Raw genomic sequence first — 14,063 nt, forward strand, 5'->3', positions numbered from 1 at the left:
ATAAGTAGTTGTTTAATGTATGAGCCTGATTTTGTTCCAATAGTTTTGCGTGATTTTTTAATAAGTTAGTTGCTACCTTTTGCGCCTGTAGTAAGTAGATTTTCGTTTCAGCAAAATGTTCTGGTGAAATACCATTTTGTTTTAACCAAGTACTTGTTTGGTTTTCGTTTTTGCGTGTTTGCTTTTGTATGCTGTAAGTTAAATCGTCCATACATTTATTTAGTTAGCACCAAACAATACCTTCTTAAATCTGGCGCACTATTTGGTGCTTTTTGGTGTTTTTGGACAAATGCGTTTGATTGCGCTGTTTTGGTTGTCCATTTATAGCCTCTGAAGCTACTGTTTATATAGGTTTATGGAAAAGCAGGGTTTTTGTAGCAATAAAACCCTGCGTTTTGTTAAACCCTACTTACAACAAATAGGAGCTATAAATGAGCGCATTAAACACACTAAAACTAACAGCAACTAAAAAGCCAACGCAAGTACCAAGCGTTGTACAGCGTAGGACAAAGTTAGCAAAACGATTATGGGAACAGATTGAGTTAGCTAAAGCAGAACAAAACGGCACGAAGTTTTCCGTACCCAAGTTCCGTAGCTACACAGACAAAGAAAGTGGAGTACGCAAACAGATTGAAACAAACAAGCGATTAAAGAGTTGGGTATTTGTTGGTGACAATGGAAAGTTAGCTATTGCTGTTAGATACGGCGCAAAGATATTGGAGTTAGCAAAAGGCAAGTACGCTATTGAAGTAGCAAGCACTAACGATGTTGTACCTACATTACAAATCATTAAAACAGCAGTTGAGGCTGGTGAGCTTGATGTTGCTATTGAAAATGCGTCATTAAAACTGCGTGAGGGTTTTGCTAAATGAAACAGTACAGACTATGGGTGCGTATAAACAGTTTACAAACAGCCGATACGATTGTGTATGCGGAGAATGCTTACACAGCAAAACAGTTGGGTGAGCATATGTATGGTGTGGGTAATGTGTTGAACTACACAGAGGTGAGTTAAATGTAGTGGGGGTTATGTTTTTTGTTTGGTTGCGTAAATACTGTATGCGCTTTTACGAGTTCACCCTACGCCCCATTAAACCCGTACCCCCACTAACCCCCGCACAAGCACGGATAAAGGGGCTAAAGGGTGCTGTGGAGCGTGACAAGCAACAGCTACGCAATGAGAAAGATAGACAGCGACAACAGCGTGATAACGAGAGTAGGCGCAAAGAGCAACAGCGTAAAAGCAATGCGCTAAAAACTTTTAAGTAAGAATCACGCCGAAAACGCTGGGTTTATAGCGAAATATATGTAGAAAATAAAAATGCTGGAAGACGAATGAGAGGCATAGCTAAAATACTTTTTACAAGCAGAGGGTGGGTTTAAGTAAACGCAGGGTTTTTGCTTTTACTTAAACACTTTTACAACACACCACATAAAAAATAATCCTCTGCGCTGTCATCCACGCTTGCTACAAAATATTTTTACTGTGTAAGTTTTTTAGAGTCACTGTGTCACACACTGTGTCACGCTCCACTTTGCTATCGCCCTGCGAAGCATATAAACATTGGGCTTTTGACTACCGTAGGAGTATTTTCAATCCTCTGCTCTACCGACTGAGCTACCAGGCCAAGACTTGGAATTATAAATGAAACTGCATTCCAGGCTGAAAAATGGTCTAACAGACCGTAGCTGCCATTCTGGCTCGAGCCGCATGCAATTTTCTATAGCTGTCGATCATGCGGTGGTGCCTGTCGAGACCCTCCAGTTTTATGCTGGTTGGCGTCAAGCCGAAGAAGCGTATGCTGCCGTCCACTGAGCCCATTACGGCGTCCATTCGAGTATCGCCAAACATCCGGCAGAAGTTGACTGCGTAGTCATCGATCTCTAAATCATCGTCTAGTAGAACTTCTAGCACTACATTCAAGGCTTGATAAAACAATCCGCGCTCGACCGTATTGTCGTTATATTGAAGGAAGGTGCCCACTAACTCATGCGCCTCTTCATGTTGTTTCAAAACAAGATGTATCAACAGCTTTAGCTCCAGAACTGTTAGCTGCCCCCAAACCGTGTTCTCGTCAAACTCAATACCAATTAATGTAGCGATATCGCCGTACTCATCCAACTCGTTATTTTCTAAGCGCTCAAGCAACGCGCCTAGCTTTGCATCATCCAGAGAATGCAAGTTCAAAATGTCACTACGGAATAGTAGTGCCTTGTTGGTGTTATCCCAGATCAGATCTTCTATTGGATAAACCTCGGAATAGCCCGGCACCAAGATCCGACATGCTGTCGCGCCTAATTGGTCATACACCGCGACGTAAGCTTCTTTGCCCATGGCTTTCAGAATGCCAAACAAAGTTGTAGCTTCCTCGGCATTGGCGTTTTCACCTTTGCTAGAGAAGTCCCACTCAACAAATTCGTAATCAGATTTTGCGCTGAAAAAACGCCATGACACAATGCCACTGGAATCAATAAAGTGTTCAACAAAGTTATTTGGCTCCGTTACCGCTTCACTTGCAAAAGTGGGTGGAGGTAAATCATTGAGACCTTCTAAACTGCGCCCTTGTAATAATTCAGTCAAACTGCGTTCGAGCGCCACTTCTAAACTCGGGTGCGCGCCGAAGGATGCAAACACACCACCTGTTCGCGGATTCATTAAGGTGACACACATCACCGGATAGACCCCACCCAGCGAGGCATCCTTTACCAGCACCGGAAAGCCCTGCTCTTCCAGTCCCTGTATGCCCGCCAGAATACTGGGGTATTTCGCCAACACTTCCTGCGGCACATCCGGCAAGGCGATTTCGCGTTCTAAAATTTCGCGTTTGACAGCCCGCTCAAAAATCTCCGACAAACATTGCACTTGTGCTTCTGCCAGCGTATTGCCAGCACTCATGCCGTTGCTGACGTAAAGATTTTCGATGAGGTTAGATGGAAAATAAATGGTCTCTCCATCTGACTGGCGCACATACGGCAATGAACAAATGCCGCGCTCTACATTTCCAGAATTGGTGTCGATCAGATGTGAGGCACGCAAATCGCCATCGGGATTAAAAATTTTCAGACAATACTCATCCAGAATTTCTGTCGGCAGTCTATCTTTAGGGCCTGGCTTGAACCAGCGTTCGTTCGGGTAATGCACAAACGCTGCATTAGCGATGTCATCACCCCAAAATGCACCGGCATAGAAATGATTATTGCTCAGTCGCTCGATATACTCGCCCAGGGCCGATGCCAATGCGCTTTCTTTTGTTGACCCCTTCCCATTGGTAAAACACATGGGCGAATGCGCATCACGGATATGCAAAGACCACACATTGGGAATGAGATTGCGCCATGAAGCAATTTCAATCTTAATGCCAAGATTTGCCAACAAGCCTGACATATTGGCAATCGTTTCCTCTAGTGGCAAATCCTTGCCCACAATATAAGTACTAACATCAGAAGTCGGCTTCAAGGTCAACAAGGTCTGCGCATCGAGGTCCAGATTCTCTACCTCTTCAATGAGAAACTCCGGCCCAGCTTGCACTACCTTTTTAACCGTACAACGGTCAATAGAGCGCAAAATGCCCTGGCGGTCTGTGGCAGAGATGTCCTCAGGCAGCTCGACCTGAATCTTGAAAATCTGCTGATAGCGGTTTTCCGGATCAATAATATTATTCTGTGAGAGGCGGATATTTTCGGTGGAAATATTACGCGTGTCGCAGTACAGCTTCACAAAATACGCTGCGCACAATGCTGATGAAGCCAGAAAGTAATCAAATGGGCCAGGAGCCGAGCCATCACCCTTATATCGGATAGGCTGGTCTGCAATTACTGTGAAGTCATCAAACTTGGCTTCAAGACGTAGCTTATCGAGAAAGTTGACCTTAATTTCCATGGGGATCATTCCGAAAATGGTGTGGGCGCTATTATCCATCGCAACGCCGATACCGTGTAATGCATCGACGATTTCAACAAACGCTAACTTAACAGGCTGAAGGCCTTATTGCTCACTCTTGTTGCGTGATGTATCAATACCCAAAGCCTTGAGCTTACGATAGAGGTGAGTTCTCTCTAGGCCGGTGTATTCAGAAATCTTTGTCATACTTCCACCCATGATTTGCATCTGATGCTCAAAATAGGCTTTCTCAAAGAGGTCTCTTGCCTCGCGCAAAGGCAGGTCATAGAAAGTCTTAGCGATGCCGCTAATGTACTCACCCTCTTGAGGCGCCGGAGCTTGCCCTGTGGCCACCGTCTTTGGAGCAACGCTGTTGGCTACCAAGGGCTGAGCTACGCGACCCTCTTCGGGCTCTACATATTTTGGAGAGCTCTCGAGTGCCTTGGCAACGGTCTTGAGGAGTTTTTGTAAGGCAATCGGCTTCTCTAAAAAGTTCAGGGCCCCGATACGGGTTGCCTCAACAGCGGTATCGATCGTTGCATGCCCAGACATCATGACTACGGGCATTGTGAGCTGTCCAGTCTTAGACCACTCTTTTAATAAAGTAATGCCGTCTGTTTCTGGCATCCAAATGTCGAGTAACACCAAATCAGGTCGCATTTGCTCGCGAATCGTTCTTGCTTGAACCGCACTCTCCGCAGCGTAAACAGTATGGCCTTCATCGGTGAGGATTTCATTAAGAAGCTCACGAATACCCATCTCGTCATCAACCACCAAAATACTAGCCATTCCTACGCCGCCTCTTTTGCTAGGTTCATAAACAAAATTGAAACTTGTGCACCGATCACTTCTTCTCCCTGCATGCGATTCCGAATTTCTATTTTGGCAGAATGATCATCAATGATTTTTTTCACTACCGCCAAACCTAAACCGGTTCCCTTACTCTTGGTTGTAACATAAGGCTCGAAAGCTCTTGCCAATATCTTAGCTGGAAATCCAGATCCCGAGTCACTTATTGTTAATCGCACCGCATTTTGTTGAATGCCGTTGAGTTCGCCATAGGGCACTAGCTCTGTTTTCACTACAACTGGCTCACTTTGATGGGTGCCTTCTGATGTGGCATCCTGAGCATTCTGCAATAAATTATGTATCACCTGGCGCAACTGAGTTGAGTCTCCCATGATGTCTGGGCAATTAACATCCAGCAGGGTACGTAAGGGGCTGCCCTCGTATAAACCTAAAATTTCTTGTGTCAAAACATTGATAGAAACGGGCTTTAACTGTGGGCTAGGTGTCTTAGCAAAGTCCCTAAAGTCATTCACCATCTGTTTCATAGCTTGCACTTGACCAATAATGGTCTCAGTACTGCGATTCATCATTTCTTCTTGCTCTGGGCTAAGCGTGCCAGCGAGCTTATGTTGCAATCTTTCGGCTGACAACTGAATGGGGGTAAGAGGATTCTTAATCTCGTGCGCCAGGCGCCTTGCTACCTCACTCCAGGCGATAGAGCGCTGCGCACTCACTACGTCTGTAATGTCATCAAACACCACCATGCGAAGATCGGTTGTTAACTCTGTTCCTCGCACAAATAAGGTAACCCCCAACTCATTCTCAAATTCATTGGTTGTGTGTAATTGAATTTGCTTTTGCCAGACCGCAGTCTCTTTATGTTGACTTTGTGTGACGCCCTCTGTAACCGCAAGCTTCATGGTTGCAAAACCATCTTTTAAGGCCTGCTCAAACTCCATTAATGCAGGAATCTTGCTAAGGGCTTGGCCATCTAGCTTCGTGAGGTCCTGGCCAAAAATACGATCTGCACCAGCATTACTAGAAACTACATTAAAAGCTTTATCGAAAATGCAAACACCTGCAGTAAGGTTGCCAAGAACGGTTTCTAAAAAGGTTTTGGATTCCTGCAGCGAAGTGCGGGTATCGGCCAGTTGCCGCGTCATGACATTAAATTGACGCGTGAGCATGCCGAGCTCATCGCCCGTATCCAACTCTGGCTTAGGCGATAAATCGCCCTGCGCAACAGCTTGGGTGCCTTTGAGCAACATCAGCAAGGGTCTCGCTAATTGCCGCCCCAATATCAGCGCCAAGGTCACCGCTACAAACAAAGCAAAAAAGAGTGTCAGGGTAAGTGTGCCAACGAACATTTTGCGCAAACCTGTGCGCCCCAAGGACTTCTCTTGATAATCACTATAAGCTGCCTGAACTGCCAGGGTATTTTTAGTAATTCCCTCAGGAACTGACTTCACCAGCTGTAAATACCAAAGTTCTTTTTGATATTGAACATTTAGGCCAAAGCCACGACCTGCTAACGAGCGCTCTTTTGCTAGGGGAATCACAGCGCGTAAGCGATATTGTTGCGGTTCGGTTGTATTGAGTGGCTCATCAATAAAACCAGCGCCATTCACTTTAGTAGCCTGGCTCATTACCTCTGGGCTTGGTGGAGGGGAAGGGGCAAGCAAAGCGCCAGATGCGGCAGTAGCCACAACCATTTGCCGCCCATCAAAAATGGTGATCTCTTGAATACCAAATTGGTCGCGCAGGCGTGACAACAAGAGCGTCAGCTCTGCGGGGCTGGCTTGATTTGGCAAGGCCTGAATTTGGTTTGCAACAATGCGGCCCTCATCCTGCAGCTCTTGCAGGGAAGCGCCCAAAGTGGCACGCCCAAGCTCTAAGCCAGCCTCTAAAGCAGATTCGACTTGAACGTCGAACCAAGTTTCAATACTTCTTGAAACAAACTGCAAAGAAACGCCATAGAGAATTAATCCTGGAACAACACCAACCAAAGCAAAAATCATGGCTAATTTAGCAATCAAGCGCGTACCAAAGCGTCCTTTATGCCAACGAATCGCAATCACGACAACCAAGGTCAAAATGACTAGCGCGAGGCAGATACCAATCACTACGTTAGCTGCGTAAAGCCAAATAAAATAGTTATCGAAGAATTCTGTATTGGAAGAAGCAATCGACAGCATGATGAGCAACAGTAGAGCAAAAGCACCAATGAATGTGGCGGCAATAGGAAGCGCCCGATTTTTCCATACTTCTTTTTGGAAAAACTGAGACTGAAAGAGCGCGCTAGGGTTGATCATCGCTTAATCAGATTGGTGCCATTTGGTAAAAATGGAAAATGCAACCAATTGCTTGAAACATTCCAGTCACGATTATTTAATGCGTTTACTTGAAATGGTTTTGGTAGCTTGCTCAGATCTAAGGTCATACGCAATCCTGCGATATAGGATTTGGCAGGATCAATTTGGTTGTTGTCGATAACGCGCCAACCCCCGATGCTACCAATGGCTTGCAAAGCCTCCGAGATTGTCTTTGCAGAAAAGGTAAAGCCTTCCGAGGCAATGCGATATTGCTGTGTTAAAGGCTGATAAGAAAGTCGGGTTTGTCTTTGCGCACTTGCTGGCTTCTCTTCAAACCAATACCAGCGCGAACGGGTCAGCTCAAACTCTGTCTGAAAATAAAGCACCACTCCTTTTTGAACGGCGTCTTCCAACCCGGGGGATAACTCAATCTGAAGCGCAGCATTTAAAAGCCAGTCGTTGTCCGACCGCTCTAACTCTACGGATGTAATTTTGATGCCCTCTGCGCTAGCTGCAACAGAAAAAACGTTCAGCGCAAACAAGCAACAGAAAATGAGTTGTTTAATTCTTTGGCTCATGGCCCTTTTTTCTTAAACAAAGCATAGAAAAAACCATCATTTGTTGCCGAAGGCAGAATCTGCCCCGGAGCGCTCAATCGTAACGCATTGCTATGCTCTGCTGCAAACCAAACGGCTTGAGACTCGCCCTCCTCTGGAAATACCGAACAGGTGACATATAACAGCAGTCCCTCGGGCTTTAGCATCTTCCAGGCCTGAGTCAAAATCCCGCGTTGTCGTTGCTGCAAAGACTTCACATCAGCTTCGCGCCTGAGAAACGGAATGTCTGGGTGACGCGACACAATTCCAGAAGCAGAGCACGGCGCATCGAGCAAAATTTTGTCAAAGAGCCTGCCATCCCACCACGCTGCTTTGGATGCATCTCCCCGAGTAATTTTGACTCTATCTGATTGCAAACGCAGCCGATCTAGATTACCGCCAATTTTTCCGAGGCGCTCCCCATCTAACTCCAAGGCAACTACTTCAGAATCTGCCAGCTCCAATAAATGGGCAGTCTTGCCGCCAGGCGCAGCGCAAGCATCCAGAATAAGCTCGCCAGGTTTTGGATCCAGAAGCACTGCGGCTATTTGCGCGCCCGCATCCTGAACAGATACTGCCCCGCCATAAAAGCCGGGCAAATCCGATACCGGTACTGGCTCACTTAATAAAAGCGCTGCATCTAACTTCAATCCAGCGACATCATCAATTGGCGCAGAAGAAATACCTGATTGCGTTAATAGCTCTTGGTATTGACCGCGAGTATGTTGCCTTGCATTGACGCGCAATATTAAGGGCGCCCTTTGTGCCTGCTGTATCAGTAGCGCCTGCCAAACTTTAGAGTAATTTTTCTTGAGGCTTGCACGCCACCAAGGCGGCACAAACATTGGAATGGGATCTGGCGGATAACGCTTCTCACCTTCGGGGGGCTGCACAGTCAAACTCACTTTGCGCAAGACGGCATTGACCAGGCCTTTGGCATACATGGTCGGCTCGTACTCGCTACAAGCATTTACCGCCTGATCAACAATGGTATGTGCTGCATACCCCTTGCCATCTTGGTTACCCTGCAGAAACAATGCAATGGCAACGCTTAACAGATTCTCAACCGGGGCAGGCGGAGGCTTGGGAATAAATTGCGCAATCAACTCATGTGAGCGAATCCACTTACGCAAAGCATCAAAGGTCAAACTTTGAACAATCGGTCTTTCGTGAGCATCTAACTGATCCAAAACCTCTGTCAGAGAGCGCCCATCCATCACCTCACCTATAGCTTGCGCTGAGATCGTGATTGCCTCTGAAAGGGGAAGACTACGTGGTGATTTTTGATCCGACAAATTATTCCTTATGAAAGCGCAATGCTTTCGATGGTGCGCCATGCGTACGTAAATATGCGACCGCATTCATTCTTTTTCCGCCTGGCTTTTGCATCTCCAATACTTCAATCACACCCTGGCCGCATTGAATGAATGCGCCCTCTTTGCTAAATCCCAAGACCTCACCAATCTGACCAGTCTGACTATAGCCCCCAGAATGCGATACACGAGAATTCCAAAACTTCATTGGTATGCCATCGAGATTGCTTGTTGCCCCAGGAAAAGGATTAAAAGCACGAATGCGATGATCAATTTCTGTTGCGCTAAGCTGCCAATCAATCTCTGCTTCGCTTTTTAATATCTTCTCTGCATATCGAATGCCTTCAGCTGCTTGTGGCGTCTTGATTAAGCTTGCGCCCTGCTGCAGAGTGCTTAATGCCTCAACAATAGACTCGGCCCCAAGCTTAGCCAAGCGATCATGCAATGAAGCACTGGTTTCATTGTCAGCAATAGCAATTTCGCGAACCAAAACAGTATCCCCAGTGTCAAGGCCCACATCCATCTTCATAATGCTGACACCCGTCTTGCTGTCGCCGTGCTCGATTGACCGCTGTATTGGCGCAGCACCACGCCATCGCGGCAGAATCGAAGCATGAATATTGAAACAACCATGACGTAGGTTGCTCTCGGCAATATCCAAAACATCTTGTGGAAGAATTAATCCGTATGCAACCACTACCATCACATCAAAGTCTGTCGTAGACAGCTGTTGATAGGCAGCCTCAGCTTCGGCTTGCTTTTCAGGATCAGCGCTATTTCGCCTAAGAGAGGCCGGTTGCAAAAGGGGAATATTTTTTTCTAGTGCAAATGTTTTTACGGGGCTGGCCTGCACATGCATGCCTCTACCAGAACGACGATCGGGCTGCGTCAGCACCAAAACAATCTGATGACCAGCGGCATCGATCGCGCGCATTGCTTGCGCAGCAAACTCAGGCGTCCCAGCAAAAACAATTTTCATGGATGGCGCTTAGCGCTGACCCACTAACTCTTTGATGCGCTTTTTCATTTTAAGAGAAATGCGATTGCGCTTGAGTGGCGACAAGTACTCCACAAATACTTTGCCTTGCAAATGATCCATCTCGTGTTGCAAACAAACCGACAGCAAACCATCTGCTTCTAATTCAAATTGTTTGCCATTGATATCTAAGGCCTTCACTCGAATTGAGTCTGGCCTCTCTACTTCATCGTAATACTCAGGAACAGAGAGGCAGCCCTCACGCCAGGATTTTGTTTCGGGGCTCGCCCATACCAACTCTGGATTAATAAAAACCATCAGCTCGTCTTGGTTATCTGAAATGTCGATCACCACAATCCGCTCATGAATATCCACTTGGGTTGCAGCCAATCCAACCCCGGGAGCCTCATACATTGTGTCGGCCATATCCGCTACGATTTTTTTAATACGAGCATCCACCGCCGCAACAGGTTTGGCAATTCGATGTAGACGGGGGTCTGGGTAGCAAAGTACGGGTAATAAAGCCATGTAGGAATTATCCAACAGAGTAATCAGACTGTCCCGATTGTTGAAAATATTCCTAAGCTCAAGAATCAACCGATGCACCTACCCCAAACCACGAATAGCATCATAGCAATCCACCGCCAGGATAAAAACTACCCTATCCGCTTGAATGATTTATATGATCCCCCAAAGGTCCTCTATATATATGGTGACATTGCGCTGCTGCATCAACCCATGATTGCGATAGTGGGTTCTCGGACAGCCAGTATTAGAGGCATGGAGAATGCCTCGGTGTTTGCCAAAGCCCTCTCTAAGGCTGGCTTGGTGGTGCTCTCAGGGATGGCGCGCGGCATCGATGGTGCGGCCCATCAAGCCACCCTTGGGCTAGATCATGGGCTTACTTTGGCTGTCTGCGGTACTGGCATAGATGTCGTTTACCCACGAGAGCACGCCAATCTTGCCAACGACATTGCCAAAAGGGGGCTGCTGCTTTCTGAATTCCCCCCAGGAACTGGGCCCAAACCATTTCACTTTCCAAGGCGCAACCGTTTAATTGCCGCCCTTGCGTTGGGAGTGGTCGTCATTGAGGCGGCCGATAAATCTGGCTCCCTTATTACCGCTCGAATTGCTGCAGAGCTCGGAAGGGAGGTTTTTGCCTTGCCAGGACCGGCCGAAGACCCTCTTTACAGAGGTTGTCACCGCCTTATTCAGGAGGGGGCGAAGCTTGTGGTCTCCCCGGGCGAAGTTCTGGAAGATATCATTACGGGGTCAAAAACCCCTTTTAAAGGCCCTGGAATGGCTTTTTTAGGAAAAAAATCATGAGCTATGGAACTCTAAATCAAGGGGTTTTGGACTTTTGTCAATTTATCGGTTAATAATAAAAAAGGGGTAAATGATCGGCCGAACCCTGATTTGGTTTAAATTGATCATCCTTTTCCCCCATTAAATACTTAATTTCAGGCTCAAATTTAGGCAAACGCGTGGCTAAAGCATCTACCAAAAGCAGTTCTAAAACTTCAACAGTGGACCACCCAAAGGCGCTCATCATCGCCGAGAAGCCCTCAGTAGCCAACGACATCGCTAAGGCACTCGGTGGATTTACAAAATATGAGGACTACTTTGAGAGCGATGATTTCGTTATTTCATCGGCTGTTGGTCACCTCTTGGAGATAGCTGCGCCAGAAGAATATGAAGTGAAGCGGGGTAAATGGTCTTTTGCCAACCTACCGGTGGTCCCCCCTTATTTCGACCTTCGCCCTATTGTCAAAACAGAATCTCGCTTAAAGGTTTTACAAAAACTGATTAAGCGTAAAGACATTAATGCCCTGATTAATGCTTGTGACGCGGGGCGCGAAGGTGAGCTCATTTTCCGCCTGATTGCTCAACACGCTAAAGCGCCACAGTCTATTCAGAGACTCTGGTTGCAGTCCATGACCCCCAATGCTATCCGCGAAGGCTTTGCCTCACTGCGCTCCGACGATGATATGAAGCCGCTTGCTGACGCAGCCCGTTGCCGCTCTGAAGCAGACTGGTTGGTTGGTATCAACGGCACTCGGGCAATGACTGCATTTAATAGTAAGAGTGGTGGCTTCTTTCTGACGACCGTTGGACGAGTACAAACGCCCACCCTGTCCATCGTTGTGGAACGTGAAGAGCTGATCCGCAAATTTATTTCAAAAGACTATTGGGAAGTGAAAGCAGAGTTCATCGCTTCGGCTGGCATTTATGAGGGTCGCTGGTTTGACCCGAAGTTCAAAAAAGATCCGGCTGCTCCAGATGCTCGTGAAAATCGACTTTGGAGCGAGGCTGCTGCGCAAAGTATTGTGGCTGCCTGTCGCGATAAAAAGGCGACCGTTACTGAAGAGGCTAAACCTGCCACTCAACTTGCGCCCCAGTTATTTGACTTAACCAGCTTACAGCGCGAGGCCAATGCCCGCTTTGGTTTTTCTGCAAAAAACACACTAGGCCTAGCCCAAGCGCTTTATGAGCGTCATAAGGTGCTGACTTATCCGCGTACAGATGCAAAAGCGCTCCCTGAAGATTACTTGGATACCGTCAAGCAAACAATGGAAAACTTGGCGAAGCATTCGCAAGAGTACCGTCCATTTGCCGAGCAAATTTTGAAGGGGGATCCCAAAGATCCAAAAGCAAAAGTAGGTGCCGGTTGGATTAAACCCAACAAACGCATTTTTGATAACTCAAAAATCTCTGATCACTTTGCCATCATTCCAACACTCGAAGCGCCCAAAACATTAAGCGAGCCCGAGTTCAAGTTATATGACTTGGTGGTGCGTCGCTTCTTGGCAGTCTTTTATCCTGCAGCTGAATTTAGAGTCACCACGCGCATCACTGAGGCCTCTGGCCATCACTTTAAAACTGAAGGTAGAGTGCTCGTAAACCCAGGCTGGCTAACCGTTTACGGCCGCTCCAATCAAGCCGATGATGAGTTGGTTGCCGTTAAAGAGGGTGAAACCGTTCAGAGCGAATCGATTGCAGCTGTTCCGCTCAAAACAAAACCCCCGGCACGCTACACCGAGGCGACATTGCTCTCAGCAATGGAAAGTGCTGGCAAGTGGGTGGATGACGATGACATGCGTGAAGCTATGGCTGAAAAAGGTTTAGGCACTCCAGCTACTCGCGCTGCCATTATTGAAGGCTTGCTAGCTGAAAGATATATGGTGCGCGAAGCCCGCGAACTCATCCCTACTGCAAAAGCATTTCAGTTGATGACCTTGTTGCGTGGTTTAGACGTTGAAGAGTTAACCCGTCCAGACCTTACTGGTAACTGGGAAAATAAGTTATCGCTGATTGAGCAAGGCAAGATGAATCGCGATACCTTCATGCAAGAAATTGCGCAGATGACACAGCGCATTGTGAAGCGCGCTAAAGAATATGACAGTGACACCATACCGGGTGACTACGCAACGATGTCCACCCCATGCCCGCATTGCAAGGGCCCCATTAAAGAAAATTATCGCCGTTTTGCGTGCGAGAAATGCGGCTTCAATATTAGCAAGACCCCTGGTGGGCGTGCTTTTGAATACCCAGAAGTAGAAGAGCTACTGCGTGAAAAGACCATTGGTCCACTACAAGGCTTTCGCAGCAAAATGGGGCGCCCATTTGCCGCCATCATTAAGTTAAGCGAAATTCCAGAAGATGATGCCGACTATCCAAATGCTGGCTTTAAGCTCGAGTTTGATTTTGGTAATTCGCAAGATGATGAAACTGAAGCGATTGACTTTACTGGTCGACAAACTTTGGGCGTCTGCCCAAAATGTTCTGGCGCGGTATATGAAGATGGCATGCGGTATTTATGCGAAAACAATACTGGCCCAAGTAAAACTTGTGACTTCAAAACTGGCAAGGTTGTTCTGCAACAAGAAATTTCTACCGAACAAGTGCAGAAGTTATTGGCCGAAGGAAAAACCGACCTGTTAACCAACTTCAAATCAAACCGCACTGGACGCGGCTTTAAGGCTTACTTAGCTTTAGGGTCTGACGGGAAAATTGGTTTTGAGTTTGAAGCTAAGGCCCCCAAAGCTGAAGGCGCTGCTAAGGCACCGGCGAAAAAGCGCGCTGGTGCAAGCGCGGCAACTAAGTCTGCGGCAAAACCCAAACGTGCGAGCAAGGCAAAGTCGTCCTCAAGCACCTGAGCGGTAATTAATTTGGCCGCTAACGCAGACCAAAGCACTC

13 protein-coding genes are annotated in these 14,063 nt (G+C 47.0%); 5 read left to right on the plus strand and 8 right to left on the minus strand.

Annotation, left to right across the window (positions count from 1 at the left end; genetic code table 11):
- On the minus strand, positions 1–211 hold a 211-nt coding region (locus tag ICN49_RS10205), incomplete at its 3' end, for a hypothetical protein (protein ID WP_216167970.1).
- A 220-nt stretch (positions 212–431) separates the two neighbouring features.
- Between ICN49_RS10205 and ICN49_RS10210 the strand changes: the two genes are divergently transcribed.
- The 3 genes from ICN49_RS10210 to ICN49_RS10220 are packed head-to-tail and all read left to right on the plus strand — an operon-like array spanning position 432 to position 1,269.
- Positions 432–872 carry a DUF6641 family protein gene (locus ICN49_RS10210; protein WP_216167971.1) on the plus strand — a complete coding sequence of 147 codons (441 nt, stop codon included), beginning with the start codon at positions 432–434 and terminating at the stop codon, positions 870–872.
- The gene (locus tag ICN49_RS10215; RefSeq protein WP_216154265.1) at positions 869–1,015 is read left to right on the plus strand and encodes a hypothetical protein; all 147 of its coding nucleotides are present in this window, start codon (positions 869–871) and stop codon (positions 1,013–1,015) included. The genes ICN49_RS10210 and ICN49_RS10215 overlap by 4 nt, the downstream gene beginning before the upstream one ends.
- Before the next feature lie 14 nt (positions 1,016–1,029).
- Positions 1,030–1,269 carry a hypothetical protein gene (locus tag ICN49_RS10220; protein ID WP_216167972.1) on the plus strand — a complete coding sequence of 80 codons (240 nt, stop codon included), beginning with the start codon at positions 1,030–1,032 and terminating at the stop codon, positions 1,267–1,269.
- Positions 1,270–1,675: 406 nt separating this feature from the next.
- Here ICN49_RS10220 and ICN49_RS10225 read toward each other — a convergent pair whose 3' ends face one another.
- From ICN49_RS10225 to def, 7 genes are all read right to left on the minus strand, one after another.
- Positions 1,676–3,880 (minus strand): OsmC domain/YcaO domain-containing protein, encoded by a 2,205-nt coding sequence (locus ICN49_RS10225; RefSeq protein WP_216168014.1) that lies wholly within the window; start codon positions 3,878–3,880, stop codon positions 1,676–1,678.
- 105 nt (positions 3,881–3,985) lie between these two features.
- Entirely contained in the window at positions 3,986–4,669 is a 684-nt protein-coding gene (locus tag ICN49_RS10230; protein ID WP_216167973.1) for a response regulator, read from the minus strand.
- A gap of 2 nt (positions 4,670–4,671) precedes the next feature.
- The gene (locus ICN49_RS10235) at positions 4,672–6,981 is read right to left on the minus strand and encodes an ATP-binding protein (RefSeq protein ID WP_216167974.1); all 2,310 of its coding nucleotides are present in this window, start codon (positions 6,979–6,981) and stop codon (positions 4,672–4,674) included.
- A complete protein-coding gene (locus ICN49_RS10240) occupies positions 6,978–7,559 on the minus strand; it encodes a DUF4390 domain-containing protein (protein WP_216167975.1) in 582 nt (193 codons plus the stop codon). The genes ICN49_RS10235 and ICN49_RS10240 overlap by 4 nt, the downstream gene beginning before the upstream one ends.
- A complete protein-coding gene (gene rsmB, locus ICN49_RS10245; protein WP_216167976.1) occupies positions 7,556–8,872 on the minus strand; it encodes a 16S rRNA (cytosine(967)-C(5))-methyltransferase RsmB in 1,317 nt (438 codons plus the stop codon). Before rsmB ends, ICN49_RS10240 begins: the two co-directional genes overlap by 4 nt.
- Position 8,873: 1 nt before the next feature.
- The gene (fmt, locus tag ICN49_RS10250) at positions 8,874–9,869 is read right to left on the minus strand and encodes a methionyl-tRNA formyltransferase (RefSeq protein WP_216167977.1); all 996 of its coding nucleotides are present in this window, start codon (positions 9,867–9,869) and stop codon (positions 8,874–8,876) included.
- Between the two features lie 9 nt (positions 9,870–9,878).
- On the minus strand, positions 9,879–10,394 hold the full coding sequence (def, locus tag ICN49_RS10255; protein WP_216167978.1) for a peptide deformylase: 516 nt from the start codon (positions 10,392–10,394) through the stop codon (positions 9,879–9,881).
- Between the two features lie 72 nt (positions 10,395–10,466).
- Here def and dprA point away from each other — a divergent pair, with 72 nt between their 5' ends.
- Together dprA and ICN49_RS10265 are read left to right on the plus strand one after the other, a co-directional pair.
- Complete coding sequence (gene dprA / locus ICN49_RS10260; RefSeq protein WP_216167979.1) at positions 10,467–11,192, plus strand: DNA-processing protein DprA; 726 nt, start codon at positions 10,467–10,469, stop codon at positions 11,190–11,192.
- A 158-nt stretch (positions 11,193–11,350) separates the two neighbouring features.
- Entirely contained in the window at positions 11,351–14,023 is a 2,673-nt protein-coding gene (locus ICN49_RS10265; RefSeq protein WP_369411532.1) for a DNA topoisomerase III, read from the plus strand.
- Positions 14,024–14,063: the final 40 nt, after the last annotated feature.

The organism is Polynucleobacter finlandensis (assembly GCF_018881755.1).
GTDB classification, from domain to species: Bacteria; Pseudomonadota; Gammaproteobacteria; order Burkholderiales; family Burkholderiaceae; genus Polynucleobacter; species Polynucleobacter finlandensis.

Bases quoted from the DNA above. Each gene is read 5' to 3' on its own strand.
- ICN49_RS10220 (WP_216167972.1), top strand. From the start codon at position 1,030: ATGTTTTTTGTTTGGTTGCGTAAATACTGTATGCGCTTTTACGAGTTC.
- ICN49_RS10240 (WP_216167975.1), bottom strand. From the start codon at position 7,559: ATGAGCCAAAGAATTAAACAACTCATTTTCTGTTGCTTGTTTGCGCTG.
- ICN49_RS10215 (WP_216154265.1), top strand. From the start codon at position 869: ATGAAACAGTACAGACTATGGGTGCGTATAAACAGTTTACAAACAGCC.
- ICN49_RS10235 (WP_216167974.1), bottom strand. From the start codon at position 6,981: ATGATCAACCCTAGCGCGCTCTTTCAGTCTCAGTTTTTCCAAAAAGAA.
- dprA (WP_216167979.1), top strand. From the start codon at position 10,467: ATGCACCTACCCCAAACCACGAATAGCATCATAGCAATCCACCGCCAG.
- ICN49_RS10230 (WP_216167973.1), bottom strand. From the start codon at position 4,669: ATGGCTAGTATTTTGGTGGTTGATGACGAGATGGGTATTCGTGAGCTT.
- ICN49_RS10225 (WP_216168014.1), bottom strand. From the start codon at position 3,880: ATGGAAATTAAGGTCAACTTTCTCGATAAGCTACGTCTTGAAGCCAAG.
- fmt (WP_216167977.1), bottom strand. From the start codon at position 9,869: ATGAAAATTGTTTTTGCTGGGACGCCTGAGTTTGCTGCGCAAGCAATG.
- def (WP_216167978.1), bottom strand. From the start codon at position 10,394: ATGGCTTTATTACCCGTACTTTGCTACCCAGACCCCCGTCTACATCGA.
- ICN49_RS10210 (WP_216167971.1), top strand. From the start codon at position 432: ATGAGCGCATTAAACACACTAAAACTAACAGCAACTAAAAAGCCAACG.